Origin of the sequence: Ovoidimarina sediminis (genome assembly GCF_032586175.1) — a bacterium.
Classification (GTDB): Bacteria; Pseudomonadota; Alphaproteobacteria; order Rhodobacterales; family Rhodobacteraceae; genus Ovoidimarina; species Ovoidimarina sediminis.
In genome coordinates this window covers 51,552-78,172 of sequence record NZ_JAWHTE010000013.1, presented here as the reverse complement: position 1 = coordinate 78,172, position 26,621 = coordinate 51,552, and the positions used below count along the sequence as shown (strand labels likewise).

Genomic DNA, 26,621 nt, shown 5'->3' with positions numbered 1-26,621 from the left:
ATCATCTGAAATTCCGAGGTATCATTGACAGTCTCGCTCAGATCCATGCGCTATTTCACGCGGGCCGTGGCGTTGGGGAGTATCGCGCGTGCCGCGAACGAGTTGAACGTTGCGGCTTCTGCTGTTTCGGCCGCGATCGACCAGATCGAAGCGCAATTCGAGATCACGCTTGTGAACCGCTTCCGGTCAAAGGGTATCGTGGCGACGGCGAATGGCCGGGTTCTGGAACAGAAATTCCTTCGCCTCCTCGAGGAATATGACACAGTGATGCTCGAAGGTTCCGACCTGAAGCACTCGCTGACTGGTGATCTGAGGATCGGCTATTATGCGCCAGTTGCGCCGGCTTTCCTGCCGCGGATCCTCGAGGGGCTCGCGGGGCGGGATGGTGCCGTTACACTCCATATGGAGGAATGCGACAACGACCGCGCGCAAGAGGGGCTTCTCTCGGGAGGGTTCGACGTCATCCTCTTCGTGTCCAACGTGATGCGACCGCAGGTTGAATTCGACGTGCTGATCGATGCGCCGGCATATTGTCTTCTTTCTGCGGGCAATCCTCTTGCCAGATCCGATGTCGTGCGGCTGGCGGATCTTGCCTGCGAGCCGATCGTTGTGTTGAACCGCCCGATTGCTTCCGATTACTATCGGCGGTTGTTCGATGAAGCCGGGCAGAGCCCGATGAGATTGGTCTATGCGAATTCGACAGAGATGGTACGCGGCATGGTTGGGGCCGGTTATGGTAGCGCCGTTCTGAACATGCTTCCCGCAACCGACTTGAGCTATGCAGGCCAGCGTCTTGTTGCCCGACCGATTGCCGATCCGCTGCCGCCGCTGACGCTTTCAATCGGTTACGACCGGACGAGGCCGCGCCGACTTGTTCAGCAGTTCGTCAGTCAATGCAAAGCCTATTTCCGCGGGCGTGGCGGAGCGCTTCATATCGTGACGGAGACGGGGAGGGACTAGCCTTCCTGTTGCACCATGGTTTCAGCGAAATCCCTCAATTCGAAACCTGTTCTCTCAGGATCGAGGCCGTGAGCGAGATGAGAAGATAAATGCCCGAGAAGATCAAAAGCGCGAGGATCGTGTTTTCGAAGGCGCGTGGGTAGGTTGGTTCGTCGGGGGGCACCGGGTTCACGCCGAGGGACAGGTACCGGACTTGCCGGTTGGCTTCGACCCGTGCGCTTTCCAGCTGTTGCAAAGCTTCCTGCATCATCAGGGTCCGGGTTTCGAGATCGACCTCGGCCATCCTGAGCTGGCCCGAGACCGAGGCAAGAGAGCCTTCGGCACCGCGGCCCTGGGTGAGCTGGCTTCTGAGATCGGCGATCATCGTTTCGAGGCGCGCGATATCGCCCTCGGTGCCCGCAACACGGGCCTGGTTCGGTTGTGCGTTGTCGAGCAATTGCTGCAAAGACAGGCGCTTTTCAGCGAGTTGAACCTCGAAATTCGTGATCTGGCTCATAAGGGCGGAGTTTTCCGAAACCGGATCGAAGACGCCGAGCTGTTCCTGAAGTGCCAATACGCGTTCCTGAGCCGCGACCATCTTCGCCTCAGCCTCTTCGAAAACGCTGTTGGCGCCCTTCATCTGGTCGGCCCGGAGCCGCTGGGTCAGGTGGTCGACCTGTTCTTCCGCATAGCCAATCAATGCTCGCGAGAAGTCGGCGCTGACTTCTGGCGAGGCGGCGATCACCTCCATCCGGACGAGGCCCTCGGTCGGATCGTAGCCAATCTTAACGTTGCGGCGGAAGATCTTGTAGGCGTCTTCGTTCGAGGCGTCCGGGTCCAAGCGCTGAATGAAGTCTACCGATGGATCGCTGAAATGGGCTTTGAAGCCCTTGTCTGCATCGAGCCGCAGCATTGCCTCGCGAGAGTTCAGATAACCCTGAACGGTGATGGAATCCTGGCTGGTGCCAAGGCCGGTGCCGGATAGGAGACCACCCATACCCGCACCCGCGGCGCTGTCGGCCTGCTGGATCACGAATTCCGACTTGGTCGCGTACATGGGCGTCGCTACTGCGAAGAAGTAGATCCCGACGAACAGTGTCGGCAGGGCGACGAAGGCACCAAGCCGGGCGGCGAGAAGAGCCAGGCTCCGCCGGCGCCGACGGACGATGTCGCGCTGGATTTCCGCGACTTCCTGCATACCGCGCGCAAGAGGATCGGCCACATCCGTCGAAAGCGCCGTGGAGCGCTTCATTTCAGGGCGGATTATCTTCGGCGTCGGCGCCTCTTCCTTCGGTGGCGTGGTGTCGGCGACGACGAGTTCGAGCATGTTGGCGCGCTGGAAGGGATCGATCCCCTTCTTGCGCAGAAGGCGCACGGCGTCGAATTCCGATACCGGGGCGAGACCGTGCTTGTGGGCCAGGCGGCGGGCCATCCGAAGTTGACGGCCTGTCAGGCCCTCCTTGCGGATCGCATCGATTTCAGCTGCCTTGGTCGCCTCGGGATCAGGAATTGCCGGGGATGATCCCGCTGCGACGTCTATCGACGTTTCGGCAACGGCGTTTGTGGCGGCCTGAGCCGCACCGGCACCGCCGCGACGGATTCGAAAGCGCTTAGCTTTGGGTTTCGTAGTCATATAGCTCTTTCGCGTCCTCGAGGCTGTCGAACATGATAAGACGCCCGTTCTGCAAAACCGCAGCTGAGCGGCAGAACTTCTCGAGAGTTTCGGGTTGGTGAGAAACGATCACGATCGTTGCACGGTCGAGCCGTTCGCGCAGGATCGCGCCGGCCTTGCGGTTGAATTCCACGTCCGTGGAGGCGGGCATGCCCTCGTCGATCAGGTAGAAATCGAAATCCAGCGCCAGAAGTAGCGCGAAGGATAGGCGCGCACGCATGCCCGTGGAATAGGTGCCGACAGGCATGTCGAAGTATTCGTCGAGGCTGCAGATCCAGCGTGCGTAGGCTTCGACGTAATCTGGATCGATCCCATAGAGTTCGGCGATGAACCGTGCGTTTTCCTTACCGGTGAGGCGGTTCACGACGCCGCCCATGAAACCGAGCGGAAAAGAGACGCGGGAGGAGCGGTAGACCTCGCCTTCGTCTGGTTTTTCAAGCCCCGCCATCATGTTGATCACGGTGGATTTGCCCGTGCCGTTCCGGGCGAGGATGCCGAGTGAATTTCCGGGGGTCACACGAAAGCTGGCACGATCAAGGATCACCTTGCGCTGCTTGCCGGTCCAGAAGGACTTCGACACATTGCGAAACTCGATCATATTGCGTTGACCTGCCCGGGGCCTCGTTGGCTCTTTTCGAGCCTTGGTTAACTGCACCGTAAGGCAAGAATTGGGCGGAGGAAATATCCCTCCTTCCGAGTCTGAGCGAACTGTTGCCAGATATCAGCCGATCATGGCCGACCGCGCGTTGTGTGTTCTCGGCGTCGGAGCCTCATTGCGTGCTTGGTCGGTTCTCCGGCGGATCGTCGTAGACCGACCAGCCGTATTCACTCGGGCGGTCGGGCAATTCGGCTGAACTCACATTTCGTGCGAGGTAGGCCTTCGCAATGAAGTTTGCGGTGATTGGAGCAGTCAGGAATAGAAAGAGCGTGATTAGCAACTCATGCAGCGAGATGTGGCCGGTCTTTGCGTAGAAAAAGATCATCGACGCTATCAGTACACCGCCAATTCCCAAGGTCGTGGCCTTGGTTGGGGCATGAAGGCGCTGCACTGTATTCTTCAGCTTAATGAGCCCGTATGAGCCAACGAGGCCAAAGAGGCCACTGATGACGAGCATGGCCGTGATCAGGATTTCCGTGAAGGCCGTCATTGGGTTACCTCACTCGATGATGTCGCCGCGCAGGATGTAGCGGCAATAGGCGACGGTCGATACGAAGCCGACCATTGCGATCAGCATGGCGGCTTCGAAATAGATCGCTGTGCCACGCCAGACGCCATAGAGCACCAATAACGCTATGAAGTTGATGACCATTGTGTCGAGCGCGAGGATCCGGTCGCTTGCGTCGGGCCCAACAGCGATCCGCCAAAGATCAAGCAGAAGGGCGACCCCGTAGCAGCCGGCGGCGAACATGAGTGCGTATTCGATCAACGGAAGATCTCCTTCAGTCGTCGTTCATAGCGGGATTTGATGTCGTCTCTTACCTGGTCTGGGTCGTCGGTGTGCAGGCAGTGCACCAGGATCGCGCTGCCATCGGCCGAAAGCATGGCTGAAACCGTACCGGGCGTCATCGTAATCGTGCCTGCCAGGACCGTAATGGCCTCTGCCGAGGTCAGTTCAAGGGGGACCGGGATCCAGTGGGATCGGATGTTGCTGTCACGCCGGAACAGGATGATCATCGCGACTTGCACATTGGCCACGATGATATCCCAGATGACGATCAGCAAGTATTCGGCGATCTTGAATGGGCGGCTGATCCGGGGGCGATTGGGCCAGTAGGCCGCTGTCAGCATCGGAACGGCTAAACCGAAGACGGCCCCGAGGATCAAGTTGCCGAGCGTAAACTTGTTGACGAGCCCGAGCCACACGACGGTGAGGGTCAGGCTCAGGAGCGGATGCGGTATCAGTCTCGCCAGCATTGCTCAGTTCCCTCCATCCGTTCCGAGAACCGCCGCAATGTAGCCGGCGCGGTCAAAGAGTTGCGTGGAGGTGTCTTCGAAATATCCAAAGACAGGGCCTGCGAAGATCGCGAGCGCCGCGAGTGCGGCAAAAGCCAGAATGGTGGGCGCGATCTGGAATGGGCCTGCCGCTGCCACTGCCACGGGAGCGGTGTCATCGGTCGCGGGCATCGGGATCGACGTGGATTTCCAGAACAGCGTGCTACCCGCCCGGGCGAAACCCACGATGGTAAGAAGCGAACCGGCGAGAATGGCCGTCCAGACCCAGCCGATCTGCCCAGGCTCGCGCATCGCATCGAGTACGAGGAGTTTGCCAAGAAAGCCACTGAGCGGAGGCATGCCCGCCATGGCGATCGCGGCTGCGAAAAAGAGCGCTGCGAAAAGACCGTTCTGCAGCGTTGCGGGTGTGGTGTTGAGCGTGTCTGTGGCCCGCCGTGTCACCACGAGATCGGCGATCAGAAAGAGACAGGCCGCGGCGAAGGTGGAATGCACCATGTAGTAGAGCGCCGCTGAAGTGGCCGCAGGCGAAAAGGCCGAAACCGCCACCAGGAGGGTGCCCATTGAGCCGGCGACCGAAAAGGATATGAGGGGCAACAGGCGGCGGGCACCCAGCACGCCGAAGGCGCCGACCGCGATCGTGACGATCGCCGCCGGAAAGAGCCATGTGCCGATGAGCCCGTCGGTGCCGGGGATGCCGGGCCCGAAGGATGTGGTGTGCACACGCAGGATGGCATAAGCGCCCACCTTCGTCATGATCGCGAACAGTGCTGCGACCGGTGCGGGAGCATTGGCATAGGTCCCCGGCAGCCAGAACTGAAGCGGGAAGAGCGCGGCCTTCAGCGCGAAGACGATCATCAGAAGGATCGCGGCGACCCTGACGAGGGCCGTGTTCTCGGGCGGCATCTCGGCCACGCGCGCCGCGAGATCCGCGATGTTGAGCGTGCCGGTCGAGGCGTACAGCGTGCCGAGAGCAAAGAGAAACAGAGTTGACCCTGCGAGGTTCATCACAACGTATTGCAGACCCGCACGCATCCGGTCACGCCCGCCCGAGTGGATCATGAGCCCGTAGGATGCAATCAGAAGAACCTCGAAGAACACGAAGAGGTTGAAGACGTCGCCAGTCAGGAAGGCACCGCAGATCCCCATGAGCTGGAACTGGAACAAGGCGTGAAAATGCCGGCCACGGGCGTCCCAGCCCGTCGCGATGGCGTGGATCAGCACTATGATGGCGAGGGTCGCGGTGAGGACCAGCATCAGCGCCGACAGGCGATCTAGCACCAATATGATTCCGAATGGGGCTGGCCAGTTTCCAAGACGGTAGCCGAGCGTCTGGCCGTCGGCAGCCGTCATCGCAAGGCCCAGTGTCACGGCCAGCAAGACCACCGTTCCCGCGACCGATGCGGTGCGCGCAAGCGTTATGTCATGACGCATGACGAAGCCGATCAGCGGGGCCAGAAGTGCAGGCAGAACGACGGGGAGAATTATCCAGTGCATCATGCTCGGGCGTCTTCCTCGGTCGTGTCGTCTTCGCCGTCGATGTCGATCCGGTCGCTGTTGGCCTCGAGATACGCGCCAAGCGCGATCATTACGAGCACCGCCGTCATCCCGAAGGATATGACGATAGCTGTCAGTACCAGCGCCTGGGGCAGGGGATCGGTGTAACTTGCCTCTCCGTACTTCGAGAGGATCGGAGACATGTCGATGGCGAGCCGTCCGCTTGCGAAGAGGAACACGTTCACCGCGTAGGACAGGAATGCAAGGCCGAGGATCACCGGGAACGTCCTGAGCCTGAGGAGCAGGTACACTCCGCCAGCTGTCAGCGTTCCGACGGTGGTAGCAACAACGAGTTCCATATCAGCGATCCTCCGGCCCGTCGCCGGCCCGTTCGCCGGGGTCGTAGTCCATCGGCCCGACATTCACCGTCTCGCCCGCGAAGCGTGCAATCCGTGACAGGCTGTAGAGCATCAGCATGACTGCACCAAGGACGGTCAGGAAGACGCCAAGATCGAACAGCATCGCCGTTGCCAGTTCAAACTCCTCAATCGGAGGCAGATGGACATAGGTGTAGGAACTGGTGAGAAACGGGCGCCCGGCGAGCCATGCTCCGGCTCCGGTTAGGCCCGCGATGACCACGCCGAGGCCGATCATCGTGTGATACTCGATCTTCTTGCGCTCCTGCGTCCAGGCGAAGCCAGAAGCCATGTACTGCATCAGGAGGGCGATGGCGATCACGAGGCCGGCGACAAACCCGCCGCCTGGCTGATTGTGGCCGCGCAGGAAGATGTAGATGCCGACGATCACGGCAATCGGCATGAGGACACGCGTCACGACCACCATCATGAGCGGGTGACGATCGCGAGAGCGGTCGTAGGAATAATCGAGGTTCTTGAGGCGTCGCGCCGCCGGCCCATCGAGGAGTGCATGCATGAGGGCGTAGATCACGAGGCCTGCAATGCCGAGGACTATGATTTCGCCGTAGGTATCGTAGCCTCTGAAATCCACCAAGATGACGTTGACGACATTGGTGCCGCCGCCGCCTTCATAGCTGTTGGCAAGATGGTATCCCGAAATCGTCTCGATATCTCTCATAAGGAAGGCGTAGGCGAGTGCGCCCACGCCACCGCCTGCCGCGAGGGCGATGAGCCCGTCACGTCCCTTGCGGGTCATCGAGCTTTCCTTCGGCGTCATCTGTGGCATGAAGTGCAGCGCAAGAAGCAGGAGCATGATCGTCACGGTTTCGACCGAGATCTGCGTTAGCGCAAGGTCCGGGGCCGAGAGGTAGACGAAGCCTGTGGAGATCACGAGGCCGATGATGCCCACCAGGACCAAGGCCCTGAAACGGTGGTGGTGCATCACGGTTACGGAAATCGTCGCAACGATCAGCATCACCCAGCCCACCGCGATCACCGGAGGAATGGGGAGCAACTCCCGCGTTGGCGCCGGCAGCCCGCTGCCGGAATAGGCGACCCAGCCAAGAAAGACGGACGTCACCGTGAAGATCGCGAGGTAGCGGCTGATCGCACCATTGTGCGTGACCTCCGTGATCCGACGTGCGGCAGATGCCGCCCAGCTGACGATCGCGTCAAAGATTGCCTTGGCCTCCGGGCGCGGCGCGGTCAGCCAGGCCCGGTCGAGCGGTGCGTGGGCGGTCAGCAGGGCCGCTCCGCCGAGGACGGCGATCACTGACATCCAAAGTGCCGGGGTCACGCCGTGCCAGATCTTGAGGTGCGGATGAAGGTCGGCCCCGGTCACGGCATTGGCCGCTGCGGTTACGATACCTTCTGCCAGAAACGGGGCGATGCCGATCACCAGAACCAGGATGGTCAGAAGCGCTGGCGCTGCCCACATGCCAAACGGCGGATCATGTGGCTTATGCGGGTAGTCTTCGCGCTTCGGGCCGAGGAAGACATGTGCGACGAAGCGGAAGGAGTAGGCGACCGACAGGAGTGCACCGATCGTGGCGAGCACCGGGACCGCATAGTGACTTCCCAACCAATCGGTGTGCGAGGCCTCTTCGAGCATCATTTCCTTTGACAGGAAGCCGTTAAATAGCGGAATACCCGCCATCGACAGCGCGGCCACGGTGCCGATCAGGAAGGTGATCGGCATGAGATGGCGCAGACCACCAAGACGCTTAATGTCCCGGGTGTGGGTTTCGTGATCGACGATCCCCGCCGTCATGAAGAGCGCGGCCTTGAAGGTCAGGTGGTTGATGATGTGGAACACCGCTGCAACGGCAGCAGCTTCGGTGCCGAAGCCGAGAAGCATCGTCAGAAGGCCAAGGTGGCTTACGGTCGAAAAGGCAAGCAGCGCTTTCAGATCGTCCTTGAAGAGCGCGATCAGTGCGCCGAGGACCATGGTGACAAGTCCCGTCGTGGCGACGATGTAGAACCATGCGTCCGTACCCGAGAGCGCAGGCCACGTACGCGCCATGAGGAACACGCCAGCTTTCACCATCGTGGCCGAGTGCAGGTAGGCCGATACCGGTGTGGGCGCAGCCATGGCGTGGGGAAGCCAGAAGTGGAAGGGGAACTGGGCGGATTTCGTAAACGCGCCCAGAAGGATCAGAATAAGGGCGGGCATATACCACTCGGACGCCCGGATCTGATCGCCCGCCTGCAAGATATCGGTCAGGTTGTAGCTGCCCACGATATTGCCGAGGATCAGCATGCCGCCGATCATCGCGAGCCCGCCCGAGCCTGTCACCGCGAGAGCCATTCTGGCGCCCTGCCGGCCTTCCGGCAGGTGTTTCCAGTAGCCGATGAGAAGGAAAGACGAGAGCGACGTCAGTTCCCAGAAAATCAAGAGAAGCAGGATATTGTCCGAGACAACGATTCCGAGCATGGCGCCCTGGAACAGCAGCAGGTACGTGTAGAACTGCCCCATAGGGTCGTCGCCGGAGAGATAGAACCGCGCATAGAGCGTGATGAGAAGCCCGACCCCAAGAATCATTCCTGCGAAGAGAAGGCCGAGGCCGTCGAGAAAGAATGATGCCGAGAGGCCGAGGTGAGGCAGCCAGTCGATCTCCGCCTGGATAACCTCGCCACGCAGAACCGCGGGCGCGAGGATGAGAAGCATGATCAGTGCAAGGGCCGTCGGCACCGCCGTGAACCAGGCGCATACGGTGCGTCCCGCACGGATCATTACACCGGGGAGGAGCGCGCCGAGAAAGGGCAGCATGGCGATTATGAATAGGAGATGGCCGTTCTGGCTCATTATCTGTCCCTGTTGAACTTCCGTTTATGCGCCCTCTCAGACGACGGCTGTCCACGTTTTAAACCACAGTCTTGCTACGCGCGTAAGGTGGTTTTCCCCGGCAGAGCGTTGAAACGAGGACAGTAACCGCAGGCTAATCCAGCGGCCATCGGTTCAGGCACGCAGTGTGTTGCCCGGCACGCACTGGCCCGGGGCAAGGTATCAGAGACTAGAAGTTGAGAGCATTCCAGAGCAGCCCGGCAACGATTGCGCCGGTCAGGGCCAGCCCAAGATAGGCCGCGAAGACGCGGGGCTTGACCAGCGCCCAGACAGCGACTGCGGCCGGGATGCAGCTGACGCCGCCCGCCAGTACGAAAGCCATGGCCGCCCCGGGCGACATCCCCTGTTCCATCAGGCCCGCGACAAGCGGCACCGCGGCGTAGCCATTAAGATAGGCGGGCGCGCCGACGAGGCCGGCAAGGATCACCGGGCCAGGCCCGCTGCCGCCGAGGATCCCGCCAATCAGGTCGGCGGGGATGTAGCGGATCATCAGCCCTTCGAGAAGATAGGCGAGCGCCAGCCACTTTCCGAGGAAGATCAGGTTCGAACGCGCAGCTTCGAAGAAGGTCGCGCGGCGGGCCGGATCATTCCAGAAGCGCCAGACCGGGGCGCCTTTGAAGGGCGAGGGCCCGCAGCCGCACCCCCTGTTCTCGACGGGCCGCAGGGGATCCGCGAACACCGGGTTCGCCTTCATTGCCATGACCGCGAAGCCTCCGAAAAGGCCGAGTGCAACCGCTGCAATCGTCTTGCCTATCGCGAATCCCGTGCCGATCCCGCCGGCCGTAATCGCGAACATCGCCGGATCCATGAGAGGAGAAGAGAGCCAAAAGGCCATCACCGCGGAAAGTGGCGTGCCGGCGGCGAGCAGCGCGGCGATGAAGGGAATGACTTCGCACGAACAAAAGGGCGAGAGGCCTCCCGCCAAGGCGGCGAGGACTACCATGCGCGCTTCGCGGCCCTGGAACGCACGGGCAAGGAGGCTTTCTGCTCCGGTTGCCTTGAGATAGCCGATCGCCGCAACGGCAAAGAGGATGAAGGGTGCCGTATGTACGAGCGCCCCGATCGCACCTGATGCGATTGGCCAAGCGGCGGTTGGATCGATGAGGGCGATGACCACAGGGACTGCGGCAACGAGAAGCCAGATCCTGTCTATCCGGTTCCAAAGCGAAGGCATGCTGCGCGGGGTGGAGAGATCAGCCATGCTCGTGCGTCCCGTCGCCGGTGCTGTCCGCGCAGCACTCGGACAGGAGGAAATCCGAGAGATACTTCACCCGATCGTAATCCGCGCCCACACAGATGATGGTGCGCCCCTGTTTCGACTGGGTTACGAGACCGGCGGCTGCGAGAATCTTCATGTGATGGGTGAGAGTGGAACCCGTGACCCCCGTGCGTGCGCCCAATTCGCCGATGCTAAGCCCGCCAGGACCAGCGCGCACAAGGGCGCGGAGCACGGTGAGCCGTTGTTCCGACCCGAGGGCAGCGAAAGTCGACGCAAGTTCCGTTACGGCGGCGGGGAGGAGAGGGGTAAGTGCACTCATGGCGCCAATCATTTTCATGATTCTAGAAATTTAGCAATATAGAAATATGCCGGAGGTGAATTCTGCGTGTTCAGCGGTTTCGGTGGTTTGCGCATTTCGGTTGAGCTGGCTACGTCTGCGAGGCAAATGGCACTGATCGAGGATATCCGGGCCTGCAGGCTCTGTGCTGATCGCTTCGCGGCTACTGCGACGGGGCACGTGCCGCGCCCTGTGGTGTGGTTCCGCCCCGGGGCACCCATCCTCGTGGCCGGCCAGGCCCCCGGCGCGCGCGTCCATGCCGCGGGAAGACCGTTTTCCGATCCATCCGGTGATAGGTTGCGCGACTGGATGGGGATTGGTGAGGATGTGTTCTACGACCGTGACCAGATCGCGGTTCTTCCCATGGCGTTTTGCTTTCCCGGCTACGATGCAAAGGGGTCAGACCTTCCGCCACCGAAGATCTGTGCCGAGACATGGCACGAAACGGTAATGGAGTCGTTGGGGGACATTCCGTTAACCATTCTCGTCGGCGGTTATGCACATCGCTGGCATTTGGGCGTTCGCGCGTCGCGCGGCGGCGTGACTGCGACTGTCATGCGCTGGCGCGACCATGCGCCCCGTATCTTCGTCTTGCCGCATCCCTCCTGGCGAAATACCGGCTGGCTGAAAAGAAACCCCTGGTTCGATGCAGAGGTGATCCCGGTGCTTCGGGCGCGGGTGAACGAGGTGCTGGCATGACACGGCTTGATGCAGCGCATGCGGCGATGGAGGCCGCGCCGGAAGATGAGACCTTGCGGTTGCGTTATTACGATCGGCTGGTTGAGACGGAACTGGTGCTTTTGCTTGAGGCCACGCCAAAAGGCGAGGTGATCTCGCCACGGGTGGTGCCGCTTGAAGACGGTGAGGTTGTCCTTGCCTTCGACACCGAGGCGCGGCTTGCGGCCTTTGCGGGGGAAGCGGCATATGCGGAGCTTTCGGGCCGTCGGCTTCTCGGGCTTCTGGCGGGGCAGGGGCTTGGGCTGGGTGTAAATCTGGGGGTTGCTTCTTCGGCTTTTCTGCTTGACGCTGCCGGCGTGGATTGGCTTGCGGATGCGCTTAGCCATGCGCCGGCTGAGATGGAGGCAAGGCCGGTCGAAGTTGCACCGCCCGGAGCGGTTCCTGAGGCGGTTGTCGCCGCACTGGACGCGAAGCTGCCTGCGGCGGCGGGGCTGACATCGGCGGCCTATCTCGCCGGGGTAGGCTATGCGGATGGGCGGTCGGCGCACCTGCTTGCTTTTGCAGATGTGGCGGATGGGGCGGAACGGGCGCTTGCAGCGGCCGTTGGCGAGGCATTGGTCTTCTCGGGCGTCGAAGCTGGAGCGCTCGACGTCGCGTTTCTCGGCGCGCAGGACCCGCTTCTTCCCGTTTTCGCGCGCCATGCCCTGCGGTTTGACATTCCTGCTAGGGCCGAAGCCGTTTCGCCAACTGGCCCGGGCACCGATCCAGACCGGCCTCCGCGTCTCAGATAGCATCCGAGCCTGCGAAAGCGCCACCAATGATGGCTCTTCCCTTGAATTGCGCCGGTAGTGAGCTAATCCTTAAAGAGTTGAAAAAATCGCGACCACGCACCCGGATATTTGATCCAGAAGGGAAGCGGATGGCATTGCCAGAGGGAACCGGAGGGAAGCTTGATCCTGCGCTCGCCGAGGAAACGGCGGCACGGCTTCGGGCGTTGAAAGCAGGCCTCTCGCCTGAGGCGGTGGAGGCACTGGCGCGGGAAGTTATCAATCGGGTGGTTCAACGGGCCGGGTATGGGCGGAGCGATGTCGGCCTGGGCCCGTTGCCCGAGGATATCGATCGCCTTGCTTTTGCGCTGATCGATGGAAATCAGCAGGCCGGGCAGGTATTTATTGAAGATCTTCGTTCGTCCGGCATTTCCGTTGAGGACGTGATGCTGGACTATCTGGCGGCAGCGGCCCGACGCCTCGGAGACTGGTGGAACGAAGATCATATCAGCTTCATGGATGTTACGCTGGGAACTGCGCGGATCTATGGCATCCTGCGTGTCTTGGACAGCGAACCGGCGACGCGAGCCCGCAAGACAGGGCGCTCGGCGCTTTTCATGTCCGTACCAGGCGAGCAACATACGCTGGGCGTGCGAATGGCCGCGGATGTATTCCGGCGACGGGGCTGGGAGATCGAACTTCTGATAGGTCGGTCTCACGACGAGCTACTGGAAGCTGCGGGCGCCTCGTCTCATATCATCATCGGAGTGTCCGCCGGAGGCATGCACTCGCTTGTTTCCCTCGCCAGGCTTGTTCTGGCGTTGCGTATTCACCGGCCGGATGCGTCGATCCTCATAAGTGGGAGTCTGGTGGAGGAGGCGGCGGAATCGGTGTCTCATCTTTCGCCCGACGGAGTTGCGCCGGATCTTGAGAGAGCGGTTGAGGTTCTCGATGCGCTTTGGGAGCGCCATGCCATAGCCGGCTCGTGAGTTTCAGCCGTCCCCGAAGAGGCGCGCCGAAACAGACCCCAGATGTGCGCTCATTGCCGTGTGAGCAGCCGTTGCATTCCGTGCCGCGATTGCGGCCGTGATTGCGTCGTGTTCGGCAAAACTGGTGTGATCGGGCGCGGGGCAGTCGGAGCTTCGCACGACAGTGTCCCAGGCGACAGCTCGGCGCACTTGGTTCAGTTGATCAAAGAGCGCCAACAGGAGCGTATTGCCCGTAGCCTCGGCTATGGCGCGATGGAATATGTCGTCATTGGCTTCGTAGTCGTCCCAGCTTTGCGCCGCGCGTGCAGCGTCGCGTGACGACTCGATGGAAGCAAGTCCGGCCGGTGACGCATTGATTGCAGCTTCCCGGGCAATCGCCGGTTCCAGCGCGAGGCGGGTGCGCATCATGTGCAGCGGGCTCACGGTTCGGCTGAGATCGCTCAGGCTATTGAGTTGCGAACCAGTGATGGGGCCGGAAACGAATGTGCCCTTGCCGACATGGCGCCAAATCAGACCCTCGCGTTCAAGTGCATCAAGCGCTTTGCGAAGCGCCGTGCGCGTCACGCCGAGCCTATCTTTCAGCTCACGCTCGGGCGGGAGGCGGTCTCCGGGGCGATATGCCTGGCCCGCCAGCATGCCGCGGAGCGCGTCCAGAGTTGCGGAAGCCTCGATGGTCGAGGGAGGCCGGCCGCCATATTGGTTGACCAATTGATTCATGTCGGCATAGGATTGGATCAAACAGGGGGGTTTGCAAGGGTTTTCGAGTCGAAATCCACGCGCCGCTCCACATTGGTTGCGATTGATCGGATAAATTGGTCGCACATTGTTTGTGGTTAAACGGGAGGTATCACCACGTGACCTACGCGATCGAAACACCGCCTGTCGTCGCTTTGCCCATAGCGGGGTCGGATGCTACATTTCCGGTGCGACGGGTCTATTGCATTGGCCGAAACTATGCTGCCCATGCTATCGAGATGGGGCACGACCCGGATCGTGAGCCGCCGTTCTTCTTCCAAAAGAACCCCGACAACCTCGATCCTTCAGGCGAGTTTCCCTATCCTCCACAGACCAGCGATGTGCATCACGAGGCGGAGATCGCTGTCATGCTGAAGACAGGTGGCACGAACATCGCAGTCGAGAATGCGCTTGATCACGTTTTTGGTTACGCGCTTGCGCTTGATATGACCCGTCGGGATTTGCAGGGGGTGGCGAAGAAGATGGGTCGCCCATGGGAGATTGGAAAAGCGTTCGAGCGGTCCGCCCCGGTGGGCCCCATTCACCCGGTCGCAGAGGTGGGGCATCCAAGCGAGGGGCGCATCGCGCTGGCCGTCAATGGCGAATTGCGGCAGGAGGGCGATCTGAACCAGATGATATGGAAGGTGCCGGAGATGATCGCCTACCTTTCGGAGTATTTCGAACTGGCGCCGGGCGATGTAATCCTGTCCGGCACGCCATCTGGGGTTGGCCCGGTCGAAAAGGGCGACGAAATGGTTCTGAGCGCAGAGGGGCTTGGAGAGCTCAAGGTGACGGTGGTCTGAGAACGGTGCCGGGCCGGAGCGACATAAGCGAGGCCGGGACAGTGCAAGGTGATGTGCTGAAGCTGAGCTTTGCGACCTGGGATCATGATCGCGTCATGGCGCTTCACGAAGGGTCGGTTGAGATCGAAGGGGTGCGCCTCAGGAGTGTGATCGCGCCGACGAGCGAGCTTTTCCCAGCCGCGGTGGCCGACGCACCGTACGACATCACGGAGATGTCGATTTCTTCTTATGTGCTGCAAGTTGCGCGTGGGGAAGGAGCGTACATCGCTCTGCCCGCCTTCGTTGCGCGAAGCTTCCGGCACCAGGGTTTCTTTGCGCGAGCAGGATCAGGGATCGAAAGCCCGGCGGATTTCAAGGGCCGGAGGATCGGGGTGCCGGAGTATCAAATGACCGCCGCCCTTTGGATGCGAGGCATTCTTCGCGATGAGTACGCAGTGAACGCCGAGGATGTCCGGTGGCGGACGGGCGCGCTGGATGCCGGGGTGCGACGGGAACGGCTGGAACTCGATCTGCCGGATGGAATGGAGGTTGCCCCAATCGCCGAAGGCGAGACACTTCAGGATCTTCTGATTGCGGGTGAAATCGATGGGCTGCTGGCACCGAAACCACCCCAGGCATTTCTTGACGGCGACAGACGTTTTATCCGGCTCTTCCCCGACTACGAGGCGGCAGAACGGGCTTACCATGCGAAAACTGGGTTCTTCCCTATTATGCATGTGATCGGGGTGCGGCGGACGCTTTTGGAGGCATATCCCTGGCTCGCGCGGAAGCTTTACGATGCGCTTGTCGCAGGAAAGAAGGTGGCCCTCGATCGCTTGAAGGCACTTTGGCTTTCGAATGCGAACCGGGTGTCCTTGCCGTGGTTCGGGGCTGGAGTGGAGAGGACGATGGATGCCTTCGGGCCTGACTGGTGGCCCTATGGGTTCACGGCGAACCGTGCCGAGCTTGACGCGATTTGCCGGTATTCGGTGGAGCAGCACCTTGCTGGGCAGCGGGTTGCACCAGAGGCGTTGTTTCCCAAGGACTTGCTGACGACCTGAGAAGAGGAGCCACCGCAGAACTTCGCCTGATGTGGAGATCAAAAACGAACCAACGGTCTGAGCGCGAAGGCCGTGGAGCAAGACAAAGACAGCGCACCAAAGATGGAGGAAAAGATGACCCGACTGAACAGACGTGGGTTTCTGAAGACCGGGGCCGCGGCCTCTGCCATGGCGCTTGCAGCCCCCGGTATCGCGCGGGCGGCGGGCTATCCCGAACGCAATATCAAGGTGATCATCCCAACCCGCGAGGGCGGCGGTGCGGATCGGAACTTCCGCGCTTTTTCGAGCGTGTGGAGCCAGAAACTCGGCACCGAATTCGAGCCGGGTTTTTTTCCGGGCGCCTCGGGCCGCGTGGGCTACGAAGTGTACATGGGCAAGGAGGAGCCCGATGCTTACAGCCTGATCTTCGGGAATATGGGGCCTGAAGTTCTGAACTGGGCGATGCAGGCACCGGAGAGCTTCAGCGTCGAGGACTACTTCTATTTCGGTCGGGTTGACGTTGACCCGGGTTGCCTTTTCGTCGGCGCGGAAAGCCCGCTTCAGACGATGGACGATATCATCGCAGAAGGCAAAAAGCGCGTTCTGAACGTCGGAACGAGCCGGATGGCGCATCCTGCCTCGATCGGGCTACTGGCGCTTGGCGACGAGACCGGTGCCCAGTTCAACCTGATCCCGCTTTCGGGTGGCAAGAACACTGTGGCCGGCGCCGTCACGGGTGAGGTGGACTTCTCGGTTCTCACTTCCGGCTCGGTGATCGCGGCGGGCGATGCGGTGAAGACGCTGCTCGTATTCGGTGAGAACCGCGTGGGCGAGGCGCTCGACAACGCGCCCTCTATGAACGACGCCTACGGCACCAACCTGCCGGAGATGCTATCGAGCCGGGCCTTCGCGATCCATAAGAAAGCGGCGGATGATCATCCCGATCGGTTTGAGGTGCTTGCACGTACCTTCCGCGAGACCTTCGACGACCCGGCCCTTCTGGAAGCTTACGTGGCGACCGGCGGGACGCCGGAATATCTCAGCTATGGTGGCGTCGAGGAATGTGCAGCGTTTATGCAGGCGATGCTGGAGCTAGGCGCGCGCTACAAGCCGCTTCTGACCGGCGCGTAAAGCGAATGCGTAAGGCGGAAGCGGGCCCGCAGCGCCGCTTCCGCCGCACCGACGATAACGAGGCCCCATGGATCCGCAGCCCAAAAAACGCCGCCAGCTTGGCGGTGAACTGATCATCCCCGTCGCGGCGGTGATCTTCACTCTCTACTACTTCTCGACGATCTGGAACTCGCCCTGGACGGCGCAGGTGAGCGCATTCTTCGTGGGCGGTGTCCTGCTTCTTGTCTGTGGGCTTTTCATCCTTCGCTCTGTTCTCTGGATGGCGCGCGGGGAGGGCGTGTTCGGGTTTGCGAACATCTTTTCTTACGAGGACATCCGGTCAGGGCGGATCGGGCTTCTTGCCGCGACCATCGGCTTTTGCTTTCTGATCGAGCCTCTAGGGTTCACACTGGCGACCTTCCTGTTCCTTTTCGCATCGATGCTGGTCTTGGCGAAAGGCCGACGCCCGTTCTTTATCGCCTTCCTGTCGGCGTCGATTGCGCTGGTTGGTTGGGCCGTGTTCATCCTGGCCTTCGACACGCGGTTTCCACGCGGATGGTTTGAGAACACGATGCGTGCGGTGATTGGCAATGGGTGAGACGGCGGCACTTCTTGCGGAGGTCTTCTTCGAGACCGTCACCTACTGGTGGGTGATCATTCCCACGATCATTCTGGGGCTGATCGTGGGGGGAATCCCCGGGTTCAGCGCGGCGAACACGATCATCATTCTGATGCCGCTTACGCTAGCGATGGATGTGCAGACCGGAATTGTCTTCATGGTCTCGCTCTATTGTGCGGCCCGGATGGGAGCAGGGATTCCGGCAATACTCGTCAACATTCCCGGGACTGCGGGAGCAGCGGCGACGCCGCTTGACGGCTACCCGATGGCGAAAGCCGGGAAGGGGCAGCAGGCGCTGTCGATCTCCTTCGTCGCGTCCTGCCTCGGCGGACTTCTGACGACCATTATCGCGCTTGCGACGATGCCGATCCTCGCCCGGGTCGGTTTCTATATGCATTCGGTCGAGATGATCGTGGTGATGCTGTTCGGCATCTCGCTTATCGCTTCTATCGCAGCGCAGGATCTGCTGAAGGGCCTTATTGCCGGTTTCTTCGGGCTGATGATCGGGGCGATCGGAACGGATGTCGTCTATGCGACACCACGGGGGACCATGGGGTTTCTCGAACTTTACGACGGGGTGCCGCTTATCCCTGCGCTTGTCGGGCTTTTCGCGGTGTCCGAGGCTTTCATGATCATCGAAAAGAAGGTGATCGTGAGCGAGGATGCCGAGCCCAAGGATCCAAACTGGCACGATACGATCGAAGGCGTGAAGATCGCCATTTCGCGCTGGTGGCATATTGTCTGGACTTCGATCATTGGTCTTGTAATCGGCGTGATCCCGGGGGCGGGAGCGTCGATTGCAAGCTTTGTGGCCTATCAGCAGTCACGCTCCTACTCGAAAACACCCGAGAAGTACGGAACGGGGCACCCGGAAGGCCTGATCGCGCCTGAGAGTGCCAACAACGGGGTGACGTCGGGAACGCTTGTGCCGCTTCTGGTGCTGGGCATTCCCGGCGGGGCCACGGCGGCGATCATGCTTGTTGTGATGCAATTCCACGGGGTGGGTTTCGGCCCGTCGCTATTCGAGACCAATCCCAAAGTGGGTTACGGGATGTTCATGGCGATGGCCGTTTCATATGTCCTGATGATCTTCACGATTCTGCCGCTCTCGCGCTACATGAGCCATGTAACGACGGTGCCCACAATCTACCTTGCGCCAATGATCATTTCGTTCACGCTGGTCGGGGCTTTCGTACCGCGGGAGTACATGTTCGACATGTACCTGGCCCTTGTTTTTGGTGTGATCGGATATGTTGCGCGGAAGACCGGCTATCACGTGGCGGCGATCCTTATCGGCGTGATCCTCGGGCCGCTACTCGAAACCTATTTTCTCCGCTCTCTGAAGAAATCAGGCGGAGATATCACCGTTCTTTTCTCGTCGAACCTAGGCAATGTCCTGTGGGTTGGGCTGGTTTTGTCGATCGTAGTGCCGCTCTGGCTCGACCGACGGCGTAAGATGCGGGAGGCGCCGGCAGAATGAAGAAAGAGATCGAATACGTCTTGTCGCGAAACATCCGACGTTTGGGGCATCTAGACATCCCCGGTGGCGGGCAAGTGGTGGTGCAGGACGGCTTTGCCTATGTCGGGCACATGAAGCCGCCTGATGGCACCTCGATCATCGACATCTCCGACCCCGCAGCGCCGAGGATCGTGGCGGAGATCGCGCCGCCTGATGAATGGTCGCATACTCACAAGGTGCGGGTCGCAGGCGATCTCATGATTACGAATGTCGAGCAGGACCGGCGGCATTTCCTCAGGAAGGCAGAGAAGATCGCGGGTCTGCGCGCAGAGGGTCTCGATGATGCGGGGGTCGCCAAGGCGCTCGGCGTGAAGCTTACCGATATCCCGGATCTCGAGGCGTTTCTCGAGCGCGGCTATGACGGCGGCGGTTTCCGGGTTTGGGACATTTCGGACAAAAGCGCGCCCAAGCCACTCTCTTACGTCAAGACACATGGCTTCGGCGTGCATCGGTTCGATATGGACGAAAACTACGCCTACATCTCGACGGAGATGGAGGGCTACGTGGGCAACATTCTCGTGATCTACGACCTTGCCGATCCCACAGCCCCGCGCGAGGTAACACGCTGGCATATGCCGGGGCAGCATATTGCGGGCGGAGAGACGCCGACCTGGACGGGCTACGGCAACCGGCTGCATCATGCAATGCGAGTCGGGGATGAGCTTTGGGCCGCCGTCTGGCATGCGGGATATCGGGTGCTTGATGCATCCGATATCACGAAGCTGAAGGTTGCTGGCAGCTATGAATTCCCGACTGCAATCCCGGAACCGACCCATACGGTCATGCCGCTTGAGCGGGAGATCGCTGGGCGTCGTTACGCAGTGGCGATCGACGAAGAACACGATCACAAGCCTGGGCGCCTGCACGGCTTCCTCTGGGTGATCGACGTGACCGATCTTGGGAGTATGGAGCCGATCGCGGCTTGGGATCTGAGTGAGCGGGCCTGCCCCTGGGTTGGTGAGCCCGGAGCACGGTTCGGGGCGCATCAGTTTCGCGAAAAACTCGACAGTACGCTTGTATACGCAACGTGGTTTGCGGGCGGGCTTCGCGTTCTTGATCTTGCTGATCCGCATCTGCCGGTCGAGGTCGCGCATTGGATGCCTGATGATGGGCGCATTCCGCAGTCGAACGACGTTGATGTCGACGAACAGGGCCTGATCTATGTGCTCGACCGAGTGCGTGGCCTCGATATTCTGGAGATGACTGGATGAGCGATCCGGAACTTTTGCCGCCGTCCGTGGATCCCGACAAGAAGGCCATTGGTATCCGCAAGGTCACGGCCCGAAACGAGGCCTCGACCAGGACGGTGATGATGGTGAGGGACCATGTCCTGATATCGGATGAGAAGGGTACAAACTCGGGCCCCACGCCCCTCGAAATGTGCCTCTCGTCGCTTCTCGGTTGCGAGGGGGTGATCATCAACCGCTGTGCCGAAGCGATGAAGTTCGAATATTCCGCTGTCGATATCGAGGGCGAGGGCGAAGTCGACCAGCGCGGGTCGCGCGGGGTGCAGGGTGTCAGGCCATACTTCAACTGGGTAAGGCTTCGGATCCGGGTGCACACCGAGGAAAGCGAGGAACGGTTTCAACGACTGGCAAAGAACGTGGAATATCGCTGTCCGGTGATGAATCTTTTCCGTTCAGCTGATGTAGCGCTCGACGTGCGCTGGGAACGGGTCGCGGCGTGGGCCTGAAGCTGAATATCAACGGAGCGGAGAGAGAGGTGCGCGCCGATCCCGATACGCCTCTTTTGTTTGTTTTGCGGGAGGAACTGAAGCTCAAGGGCGCAAAGCTTGGGTGCGGGCTGGAGCAGTGCGGGGCGTGCCATGTCCTGGCCGACGGAGTTTCGGTGCCGAGTTGCGTGGCGCCCGCGGGAAGTTTCGAAGGCAAGAAGATCGTGACGGTTGAGGGACTGTCCGAGAACGAGATCGGGCGCCGGGTGCAGGAGGCTTTCGTGAAGGCGGGCGCGGCGCAATGCGGATATTGCACTGCGGGGCTGGTGATCGGGGCGACGGCGCTTCTCACCGAGATGCCACATCCTGACCGGGAGGCGGCAAAGGCGGCGTTGAACCCGCATCTCTGTCGCTGCGGGGCGCATCCTCGTGTGTTAAAGGCCGTGGAGATGGCGGCGAGGCGCTGATGAACCTCGATGACTATCCTCTCATATCCGATTGGGTCACTGTCGAGGACGGCAGGATCGTCCTTCGCTCCGGCAAAGTCGACATCGGCCAACGTATTTCGACGGCGCTTGCACTCATTGCGGCGGAGGAGTTGTGCCTTGACCCCTCTGGCATCGCCATAGCGCCGGTGTCGACGGACGACAGCCCCGACGAGGGCATCACCTCGGGCAGTAATTCGGTCGAGCAATCGGGCCGTGCCATTCGAGCGGCGGCGGCAACCTTACGGAGATTAGCAATTACCGCTGCGGCGTCGCGCGAGGGTGGGGATCCGTCGGATTGGCGGCTCGAGCAGGACGGATTGCGAGGGCCGGGGCAGAATGATCCCGTGCCGCTAACCAAGATTGCGGCAACGCTTGATCTGGACGTTCCGGTTGAGCGGGATGTCACCCCGATCGCGCGGGACGGCGCACCGCCCAGGGGCAGAATGCGCGGCATCGAGGCGTTGGTCGACGGCAGCTTCGTCTTTCTGCACGATATCGAGGAACCGCGCATGTGGCACGCACGGGTTGTCCGGCCGCCTCATCTCGTGGCGAAACTTGTTTGCCTGGACGACGATGTGGTTCGTGATCTCCAGGCACAGGGTTTCCGGGTTATCGAAGACGGCCGCTTTGTCGCGGTAGCAGGGCCAGGGGAGTGGCCGGTCATAAGGGCCGCCGAGAAACTGGGCCGGGCAGCGGAGTGGGGGACAGGCGACGGGATCGATGACGGCGATATCTTCGCCCTGTTGACGACCGGAAATGCGCATAGGCTAAAGATCGTAGATGGCAGACCGATGCCCGAGGCCGAGATTCCCGCGCCGCTTGATGTTATTCACGCGGAAGCACGCTATGAGCGCCCCTTTACCATGCACGGGGCGCTCGCACCTTCAGCGGCGCTGGCGGAGTGGGATGGGACGAAGCTGCGCATCCTGACGCACAGCCAAGGCATCTTTCCGCTGAGAAATGCGATTGCGGAGAGTTTCGGGCTCGAGCCCGTTCACGTGTCACTGACCCATGTGCCCGGGTCGGGCTGCTATGGCCACAATGGGGCGGACGATGCGGCGATGGAGGCGGCGTTGATTGCCCGTCATCTGCCCGGACGCCCGATCCTTTTGAAATGGACGCGCGAGGACGAGCACGGGTGGGAACCCTACGGCCCGCCTCAGGCTGTCGAGATCGCGGCGACACTCGGGGCCGGAGAACGGATATCTGCAATTTCCGTGAATTCGATTGGCGGTACGTTCCGGGGGCGGCCACGGCCCGGGCCTGACAGGGCGGGGCCCGCCAAGCTGATCGCGAACTGGATGCGGGAGGGGGGCACGGCGCCACAGCCGCCCAAACCCAACATGAACGAGCAGGGCGGCCTTCACCGCAATATCGACCCGATCTATGCAATCGGCGACCGGAGACTTGTGAAGAACCTCGTAAGTGACTTGCCGCTTAGGACATCTGCCCTGCGCTGCCTCGGTGCGGCAGCTAATGTATTTGCGATCGAGAGTTTTATCGACGAGCGGTGTCGATCGTCAGGGCAGGATCCCTTCGCTTTCCGCAAGGCGCAGATTTTGGACGAACGGGCGATCGAAGTGCTGGACGTGCTTGAAGAGGCTGCCGGGCCCTGTCGTGAAGGACGGGGAATCGCCTATGCGCAGTACAAGAACTCGATGGCACGAGTCGGTGTGGCGGTGGATCTCGATGTGACGGACGAGGCCGATGTGCGGCTCCACCGGATCGTCTTGGTCGCTGATGCTGGGCGGGTGGCCGACCTGGACGGGCTTGAGGCACAGCTTGAGGGGGGCGCCCTTCAGGGGGCCAGCTGGGCCCTGGAGGAGGCGGTGACGTGGGACCGCGACGGTGTGACGTCTCGGGATTGGGAAAGCTATCCGGTGTTGCGGTTCGAAAACGTGCCGGAGTTCGATATCACCATCATCGATCGGCCGGAGAGCCCTGCGCTGGGTGCAGGCGAAGCGGCCTCGGGGCCGGTTGTCGCCGCAATTGCGAATGCGATCTGTGATGCGACGGGGCTTAGGCTGCGGCGGTTACCGATGACGGGAGAGGCAATCCGCGGGGCAGCGTTGCGGGCGTGAAGCACTTCCGGACGAAGTGACGCAGAGCCAAGTCATTGTCATAGCACCGGGCCGTCCGGGCATAGGAATAGGGAATAAGCCCTTGGAATGCTGCGGGGATTCCCGGAGAGGAAAGCTTTTTGCGGACCGTGCTTGGGGGAGCAAAATCCGTTTTCGGAAAAACGCTTTGTTTTCAGAAGTATAGACGCGGTTTTTCTTTAGGTGTAAGACGGCCTCGGAGCGTGGGGCAGGTAGCGTGGACGCTGTTGCCAGACCTCACGAAAGGGAGATTTTCAGGGAGCAAGGACCCATGACCGAGGCATCCATTTATCCGCCATCCGACGAGTTTGCTGCTGGGGCGCATATCGACAAGGCGGGATATGAAAGGATGTACGCTGCCTCGATCGCCGATCCGGAGGCCTTCTGGGCTGAGCATGGCAAGCGTATCGATTGGATCAAACCCTTCACGAAGGTGAAGGATGTGAATTTCGATTTTGGCAGCGTCTCGATCAAGTGGTTCGAGGACGGCACCTTGAATGTGGCGGCGAATTGCATCGACCGGCATCTCGCGGAACGTGGCGACCAGACGGCGATCATATGGGAACCCGACGACCCAAACGAAGCGGCGGCGCACATCAGTTACAGGGAACTGCACAGCAATGTCTGTCGCTTCGCCAATGTGCTGAAGGGGATGGGAGTGGAGAAGGGCGACCGCGTCGTCCTTTACCTGCCGATGATCCCCGAAGCCGCTTATGCGATGCTGGCCTGCGCCCGGATCGGGGCTGTTCACTCTATCGTCTTCGCTGGGTTTTCTCCCGATGCGCTATCGAACCGGATCGACGACAGCACCGCGAAGGTGGTGATCACGTCTGACGGTGCGCCGCGCGGCGGCAGGGTTACGAACCTCAAGGACAATGTGAACAAGGCGCTGGTGAACTCGAATACCGATCCCAAGGTGCTCGTCGTCCGGCGGACCGGGCAGCAGGTGGCGTGGGTGCAGGATCGTGACTTCTGGCTGCACGAGCTAGAGGAAGGCGTAAGCGACGATTGCCCGGCGGAGGAGATGGGGGCGGAGGATCCGCTTTTCATCCTCTACACCTCGGGCTCCACCGGGAAACCCAAGGGGGTCGTTCATACAAGTGGGGGCTACATCGTTTATGCTTCGATAACTCACCAGTATACCTTCGACTATCACGACGGCGATATCTTCTGGTGCACGGCGGATGTGGGCTGGGTTACCGGACACAGCTACATCGTTTACGGTCCGTTGGCGAATGGCGCGACGACTCTCATGTTCGAAGGCGTGCCGACCTATCCGGATGCCGGGCGCTTCTGGGCTGTTTGCGAAAAGCACAAGGTGAACCAGTTCTACACCGCGCCGACGGCAATTCGTGCGCTCATGGGGCAAGGCAACGAATGGGTCGAGAAATACGATCTTTCGGACATCAAGGTGCTCGGCACGGTTGGGGAACCGATCAACCCCGAAGCCTGGAACTGGTACAATACTGTTGTGGGCAAGGGGAAAGCGCCGATCGTCGATACGTGGTGGCAGACCGAGACTGGCGGGCATCTTCTGACGCCGCTTCCAGGTGCCACAGCGACGAAGCCGGGCTCCGCCACGCTGCCCTTCTTTGGGGTCGAGCCAGTTATTCTAGAGACCGAGAGCGGAAAAGAGATTGAGGAGACCGCCGCGGAGGGCGTGCTTTGCATAAAGAGCAGTTGGCCGGGACAGATGCGTACTGTCTACGGTGATCACGACCGCTTCGAGGCAACATATTTTCAGCAGTACAAGGGTTATTACTTTTCAGGCGACGGCTGCCGGAGGGATGAGGACGGCTACTACTGGATCACCGGGCGGGTCGACGACGTCATCAACGTATCGGGTCATCGGATGGGGACCGCCGAAGTGGAAAGTGCGCTTGTCGCTCATGAAAAGGTGGCCGAGGCCGCAGTCGTGGGCTACCCGCATCCGGTGAAAGGCCAGGGAATTTACTGCTATGTTACGCTGATGAACGGGATCGAGCCGACGGATGAGCTTCGGACCGAGTTGTCAAACTGGGTGAGGACAGAAATCGGGCCGATCGCGAAGCCCGACTTGATTCAGTGGGCGCCCGGCCTGCCGAAAACACGCTCAGGCAAGATCATGCGGCGGATCCTGAGGAAGATCGCGGAGAACGACTACGGTGCACTGGGTGATACGTCGACACTCGCCGAACCGCAGGTCGTGGATGATCTGATCGATAACCGGATGAACCGAGAATAGGGCAATGCTGAAGGCGTGGGGAAATTCCCCCGCGCCTTCGATGTTGCATCCGATGACAGGCATAGTGCCGCATAAACGCGGTTCATAGATCTGCGTCCCAATCGTAGACAATGATCCCCCCGGTCTCACGGGCGCCAAGCCGTTGATACAGAGCGCGGGCGGCAGAGTTTTGCTCTTCCGTGGCGAGCCAGGCCGATGCGCACCCAGCGTCCCGTGAACGGGAAATCAGCCTTTCCGTCAGCCGGGTGGCGATGCCGCAGCGGCGATAGCCGCCGACGACGCCCACCTCGTTGATAAAGAACGTCGGTGCTTTGTCGGGGTGGAGTAGGATCGTCCCAGAGGCGAATCCAATCACCTCGCCCTCGTTAAGGGCGAGTTCCATGAGATGCTGAGGATCGGCGAGGAAGGCCGTAAGCCATGTTTCATCGCAGGGGCCGTCGAGAACGTCCTACGTTGCAAGAGCGGGCGTTGTGGCCTCCGTCAGCGCGGCATATGTCACGTTGGATGTCACCGGGTCTGACTAGCGCGCGCGGTGAACCTGCGACAAGAGGGAAGCATCCCTTGTGTAGGGATGCGGGGCGGCGCAGCAGATCGGCGAAGTCAGCCATAAAGGGCGCATGATGGTGCGGGTCACCCGATCAGAACTCAATAGTGAACGCACCCTTCTTTATCGGATCAGGGCGGGCAATTTTATCGACTGCTTCACCGTTGCCGCCCGGATGAGTCCGCGCGAGGCGGCGGGCGTGATCACGGACTTTCCGCGCTCGGCGCGGTGGCTGCCACTCGTTCGAAGGTTGGTGATTGCACCATTCGGGCTGTCACAGGACGGGCCTCCGGCGGAGGACAAGATTGGCCCCTTTCCCGTCGCGCGCGAGACGGCACGTGAACTGGTTGCCGGCTTCGATGACTGCCACCTCGGTTTTCGGGTTAGCGTTTCGGTCGGACATGCCCGATAGTTTCGTGACACTCCCGCAATCCCGCACTATGTAAGTGATAGCTGCCAAGCAACGGATTCGACCCTTT

26 protein-coding genes and 1 pseudogene are annotated in these 26,621 nt (G+C 60.9%); 15 read left to right on the top strand and 12 right to left on the bottom strand.

Features of this window, described 5'->3' with window-relative positions; translation table 11 throughout:
* The first annotated feature begins 45 nt into the window (after nucleotides 1-45).
* A complete protein-coding gene (locus tag RXV90_RS15400) occupies nucleotides 46-960 on the top strand; it encodes a LysR substrate-binding domain-containing protein (RefSeq protein ID WP_316649745.1) in 915 nt (304 codons plus the stop codon).
* Between the two features lie 34 nt (nucleotides 961-994).
* Here the strand turns inward: RXV90_RS15400 and RXV90_RS15395 are convergent, their stop codons facing one another.
* From RXV90_RS15395 to RXV90_RS15350, 10 genes are all read right to left on the bottom strand, one after another.
* Nucleotides 995-2,371, bottom strand: coding sequence for a capsule biosynthesis protein (locus RXV90_RS15395; RefSeq protein WP_316649743.1), 1,377 nt, complete (start codon nucleotides 2,369-2,371; stop codon nucleotides 995-997).
* A gap of 178 nt (nucleotides 2,372-2,549) precedes the next feature.
* The gene (locus RXV90_RS15390) at nucleotides 2,550-3,209 is read right to left on the bottom strand and encodes an ABC transporter ATP-binding protein (RefSeq protein ID WP_316649742.1); all 660 of its coding nucleotides are present in this window, start codon (nucleotides 3,207-3,209) and stop codon (nucleotides 2,550-2,552) included.
* Nucleotides 3,210-3,381: 172 nt separating this feature from the next.
* Complete coding sequence (locus RXV90_RS15385) at nucleotides 3,382-3,759, bottom strand: Na+/H+ antiporter subunit G (protein WP_316649741.1); 378 nt, start codon at nucleotides 3,757-3,759, stop codon at nucleotides 3,382-3,384.
* 9 nt (nucleotides 3,760-3,768) lie between these two features.
* Nucleotides 3,769-4,038, bottom strand: a complete 270-nt coding sequence (locus RXV90_RS15380; protein ID WP_316649738.1) for a K+/H+ antiporter subunit F — start codon at nucleotides 4,036-4,038, stop codon at nucleotides 3,769-3,771.
* Complete coding sequence (locus tag RXV90_RS15375) at nucleotides 4,035-4,526, bottom strand: Na+/H+ antiporter subunit E (protein ID WP_316649736.1); 492 nt, start codon at nucleotides 4,524-4,526, stop codon at nucleotides 4,035-4,037. Before RXV90_RS15375 ends, RXV90_RS15380 begins: the two co-directional genes overlap by 4 nt.
* A 3-nt stretch (nucleotides 4,527-4,529) precedes the next feature.
* Nucleotides 4,530-6,062, bottom strand: a complete 1,533-nt coding sequence (locus tag RXV90_RS15370; protein WP_316649735.1) for a monovalent cation/H+ antiporter subunit D — start codon at nucleotides 6,060-6,062, stop codon at nucleotides 4,530-4,532.
* Nucleotides 6,059-6,418 (bottom strand): Na+/H+ antiporter subunit C, encoded by a 360-nt coding sequence (locus RXV90_RS15365; RefSeq protein WP_316649734.1) that lies wholly within the window; start codon nucleotides 6,416-6,418, stop codon nucleotides 6,059-6,061. The genes RXV90_RS15370 and RXV90_RS15365 overlap by 4 nt, the downstream gene beginning before the upstream one ends.
* A gap of 1 nt (nucleotide 6,419) precedes the next feature.
* A complete protein-coding gene (locus tag RXV90_RS15360; protein ID WP_316649733.1) occupies nucleotides 6,420-9,281 on the bottom strand; it encodes a monovalent cation/H+ antiporter subunit A in 2,862 nt (953 codons plus the stop codon).
* Nucleotides 9,282-9,489: 208 nt separating this feature from the next.
* Nucleotides 9,490-10,521 (bottom strand): permease, encoded by a 1,032-nt coding sequence (locus RXV90_RS15355; protein ID WP_316649732.1) that lies wholly within the window; start codon nucleotides 10,519-10,521, stop codon nucleotides 9,490-9,492.
* On the bottom strand, nucleotides 10,514-10,858 hold the full coding sequence (locus tag RXV90_RS15350) for an ArsR/SmtB family transcription factor (protein WP_316649731.1): 345 nt from the start codon (nucleotides 10,856-10,858) through the stop codon (nucleotides 10,514-10,516). The genes RXV90_RS15355 and RXV90_RS15350 overlap by 8 nt, the downstream gene beginning before the upstream one ends.
* A 126-nt stretch (nucleotides 10,859-10,984) precedes the next feature.
* Between RXV90_RS15350 and RXV90_RS15345 the strand changes: the two genes are divergently transcribed.
* Genes RXV90_RS15345 through RXV90_RS15335 form a run of 3 tightly spaced genes read left to right on the top strand, consistent with a single transcriptional unit; the run spans nucleotide 10,985 to nucleotide 13,310 of the window.
* The gene (locus tag RXV90_RS15345) at nucleotides 10,985-11,575 is read left to right on the top strand and encodes a uracil-DNA glycosylase family protein (RefSeq protein WP_316649729.1); all 591 of its coding nucleotides are present in this window, start codon (nucleotides 10,985-10,987) and stop codon (nucleotides 11,573-11,575) included.
* On the top strand, nucleotides 11,572-12,345 hold the full coding sequence (locus tag RXV90_RS15340; protein ID WP_316649727.1) for an SseB family protein: 774 nt from the start codon (nucleotides 11,572-11,574) through the stop codon (nucleotides 12,343-12,345). The genes RXV90_RS15345 and RXV90_RS15340 overlap by 4 nt, the downstream gene beginning before the upstream one ends.
* A 26-nt stretch (nucleotides 12,346-12,371) precedes the next feature.
* On the top strand, nucleotides 12,372-13,310 hold the full coding sequence (locus tag RXV90_RS15335) for a cobalamin B12-binding domain-containing protein (RefSeq protein ID WP_316649726.1): 939 nt from the start codon (nucleotides 12,372-12,374) through the stop codon (nucleotides 13,308-13,310).
* A 3-nt stretch (nucleotides 13,311-13,313) separates the two neighbouring features.
* Here RXV90_RS15335 and RXV90_RS15330 read toward each other — a convergent pair whose 3' ends face one another.
* Entirely contained in the window at nucleotides 13,314-14,048 is a 735-nt protein-coding gene (locus RXV90_RS15330) for a FadR/GntR family transcriptional regulator (protein ID WP_316649725.1), read from the bottom strand.
* A 116-nt stretch (nucleotides 14,049-14,164) separates the two neighbouring features.
* On the opposite strand from RXV90_RS15330, the gene RXV90_RS15325 reads away from it, so the two are divergent.
* From RXV90_RS15325 to acs, 10 genes are all read left to right on the top strand, one after another.
* Nucleotides 14,165-14,848 carry a fumarylacetoacetate hydrolase family protein gene (locus RXV90_RS15325; RefSeq protein ID WP_316649724.1) on the top strand — a complete coding sequence of 228 codons (684 nt, stop codon included), beginning with the start codon at nucleotides 14,165-14,167 and terminating at the stop codon, nucleotides 14,846-14,848.
* Between the two features lie 41 nt (nucleotides 14,849-14,889).
* Nucleotides 14,890-15,888: a substrate-binding domain-containing protein gene (locus tag RXV90_RS15320; RefSeq protein ID WP_316649723.1), complete on the top strand. Its 999-nt coding sequence runs from the start codon at nucleotides 14,890-14,892 to the stop codon at nucleotides 15,886-15,888.
* Between the two features lie 114 nt (nucleotides 15,889-16,002).
* Complete coding sequence (locus RXV90_RS15315; protein ID WP_316649722.1) at nucleotides 16,003-16,998, top strand: tripartite tricarboxylate transporter substrate-binding protein; 996 nt, start codon at nucleotides 16,003-16,005, stop codon at nucleotides 16,996-16,998.
* A gap of 67 nt (nucleotides 16,999-17,065) precedes the next feature.
* Complete coding sequence (locus tag RXV90_RS15310) at nucleotides 17,066-17,575, top strand: tripartite tricarboxylate transporter TctB family protein (protein WP_316649721.1); 510 nt, start codon at nucleotides 17,066-17,068, stop codon at nucleotides 17,573-17,575.
* Nucleotides 17,568-19,076, top strand: a complete 1,509-nt coding sequence (locus RXV90_RS15305; RefSeq protein WP_316649720.1) for a tripartite tricarboxylate transporter permease — start codon at nucleotides 17,568-17,570, stop codon at nucleotides 19,074-19,076. The genes RXV90_RS15310 and RXV90_RS15305 overlap by 8 nt, the downstream gene beginning before the upstream one ends.
* On the top strand, nucleotides 19,073-20,326 hold the full coding sequence (locus RXV90_RS15300; RefSeq protein WP_316649719.1) for an LVIVD repeat-containing protein: 1,254 nt from the start codon (nucleotides 19,073-19,075) through the stop codon (nucleotides 20,324-20,326). Before RXV90_RS15305 ends, RXV90_RS15300 begins: the two co-directional genes overlap by 4 nt.
* On the top strand, nucleotides 20,323-20,808 hold the full coding sequence (locus RXV90_RS15295) for an OsmC family protein (RefSeq protein ID WP_316649718.1): 486 nt from the start codon (nucleotides 20,323-20,325) through the stop codon (nucleotides 20,806-20,808). Before RXV90_RS15300 ends, RXV90_RS15295 begins: the two co-directional genes overlap by 4 nt.
* The gene (locus tag RXV90_RS15290) at nucleotides 20,799-21,254 is read left to right on the top strand and encodes a (2Fe-2S)-binding protein (protein WP_316649717.1); all 456 of its coding nucleotides are present in this window, start codon (nucleotides 20,799-20,801) and stop codon (nucleotides 21,252-21,254) included. Before RXV90_RS15295 ends, RXV90_RS15290 begins: the two co-directional genes overlap by 10 nt.
* Entirely contained in the window at nucleotides 21,254-23,356 is a 2,103-nt protein-coding gene (locus tag RXV90_RS15285; protein WP_316649716.1) for a molybdopterin cofactor-binding domain-containing protein, read from the top strand. Before RXV90_RS15290 ends, RXV90_RS15285 begins: the two co-directional genes overlap by 1 nt.
* A 289-nt stretch (nucleotides 23,357-23,645) precedes the next feature.
* On the top strand, nucleotides 23,646-25,598 hold the full coding sequence (gene acs / locus RXV90_RS15280) for an acetate--CoA ligase (protein WP_316649715.1): 1,953 nt from the start codon (nucleotides 23,646-23,648) through the stop codon (nucleotides 25,596-25,598).
* 82 nt (nucleotides 25,599-25,680) lie between these two features.
* Here acs and RXV90_RS15275 read toward each other — a convergent pair.
* Nucleotides 25,681-25,986: pseudogene (locus RXV90_RS15275) on the bottom strand (GNAT family N-acetyltransferase); the annotation flags it as partial.
* 232 nt (nucleotides 25,987-26,218) lie between these two features.
* On the opposite strand from RXV90_RS15275, the gene RXV90_RS15270 reads away from it, so the two are divergent.
* On the top strand, nucleotides 26,219-26,554 hold the full coding sequence (locus RXV90_RS15270; protein ID WP_316649713.1) for a DUF2867 domain-containing protein: 336 nt from the start codon (nucleotides 26,219-26,221) through the stop codon (nucleotides 26,552-26,554).
* Nucleotides 26,555-26,621: the final 67 nt, after the last annotated feature.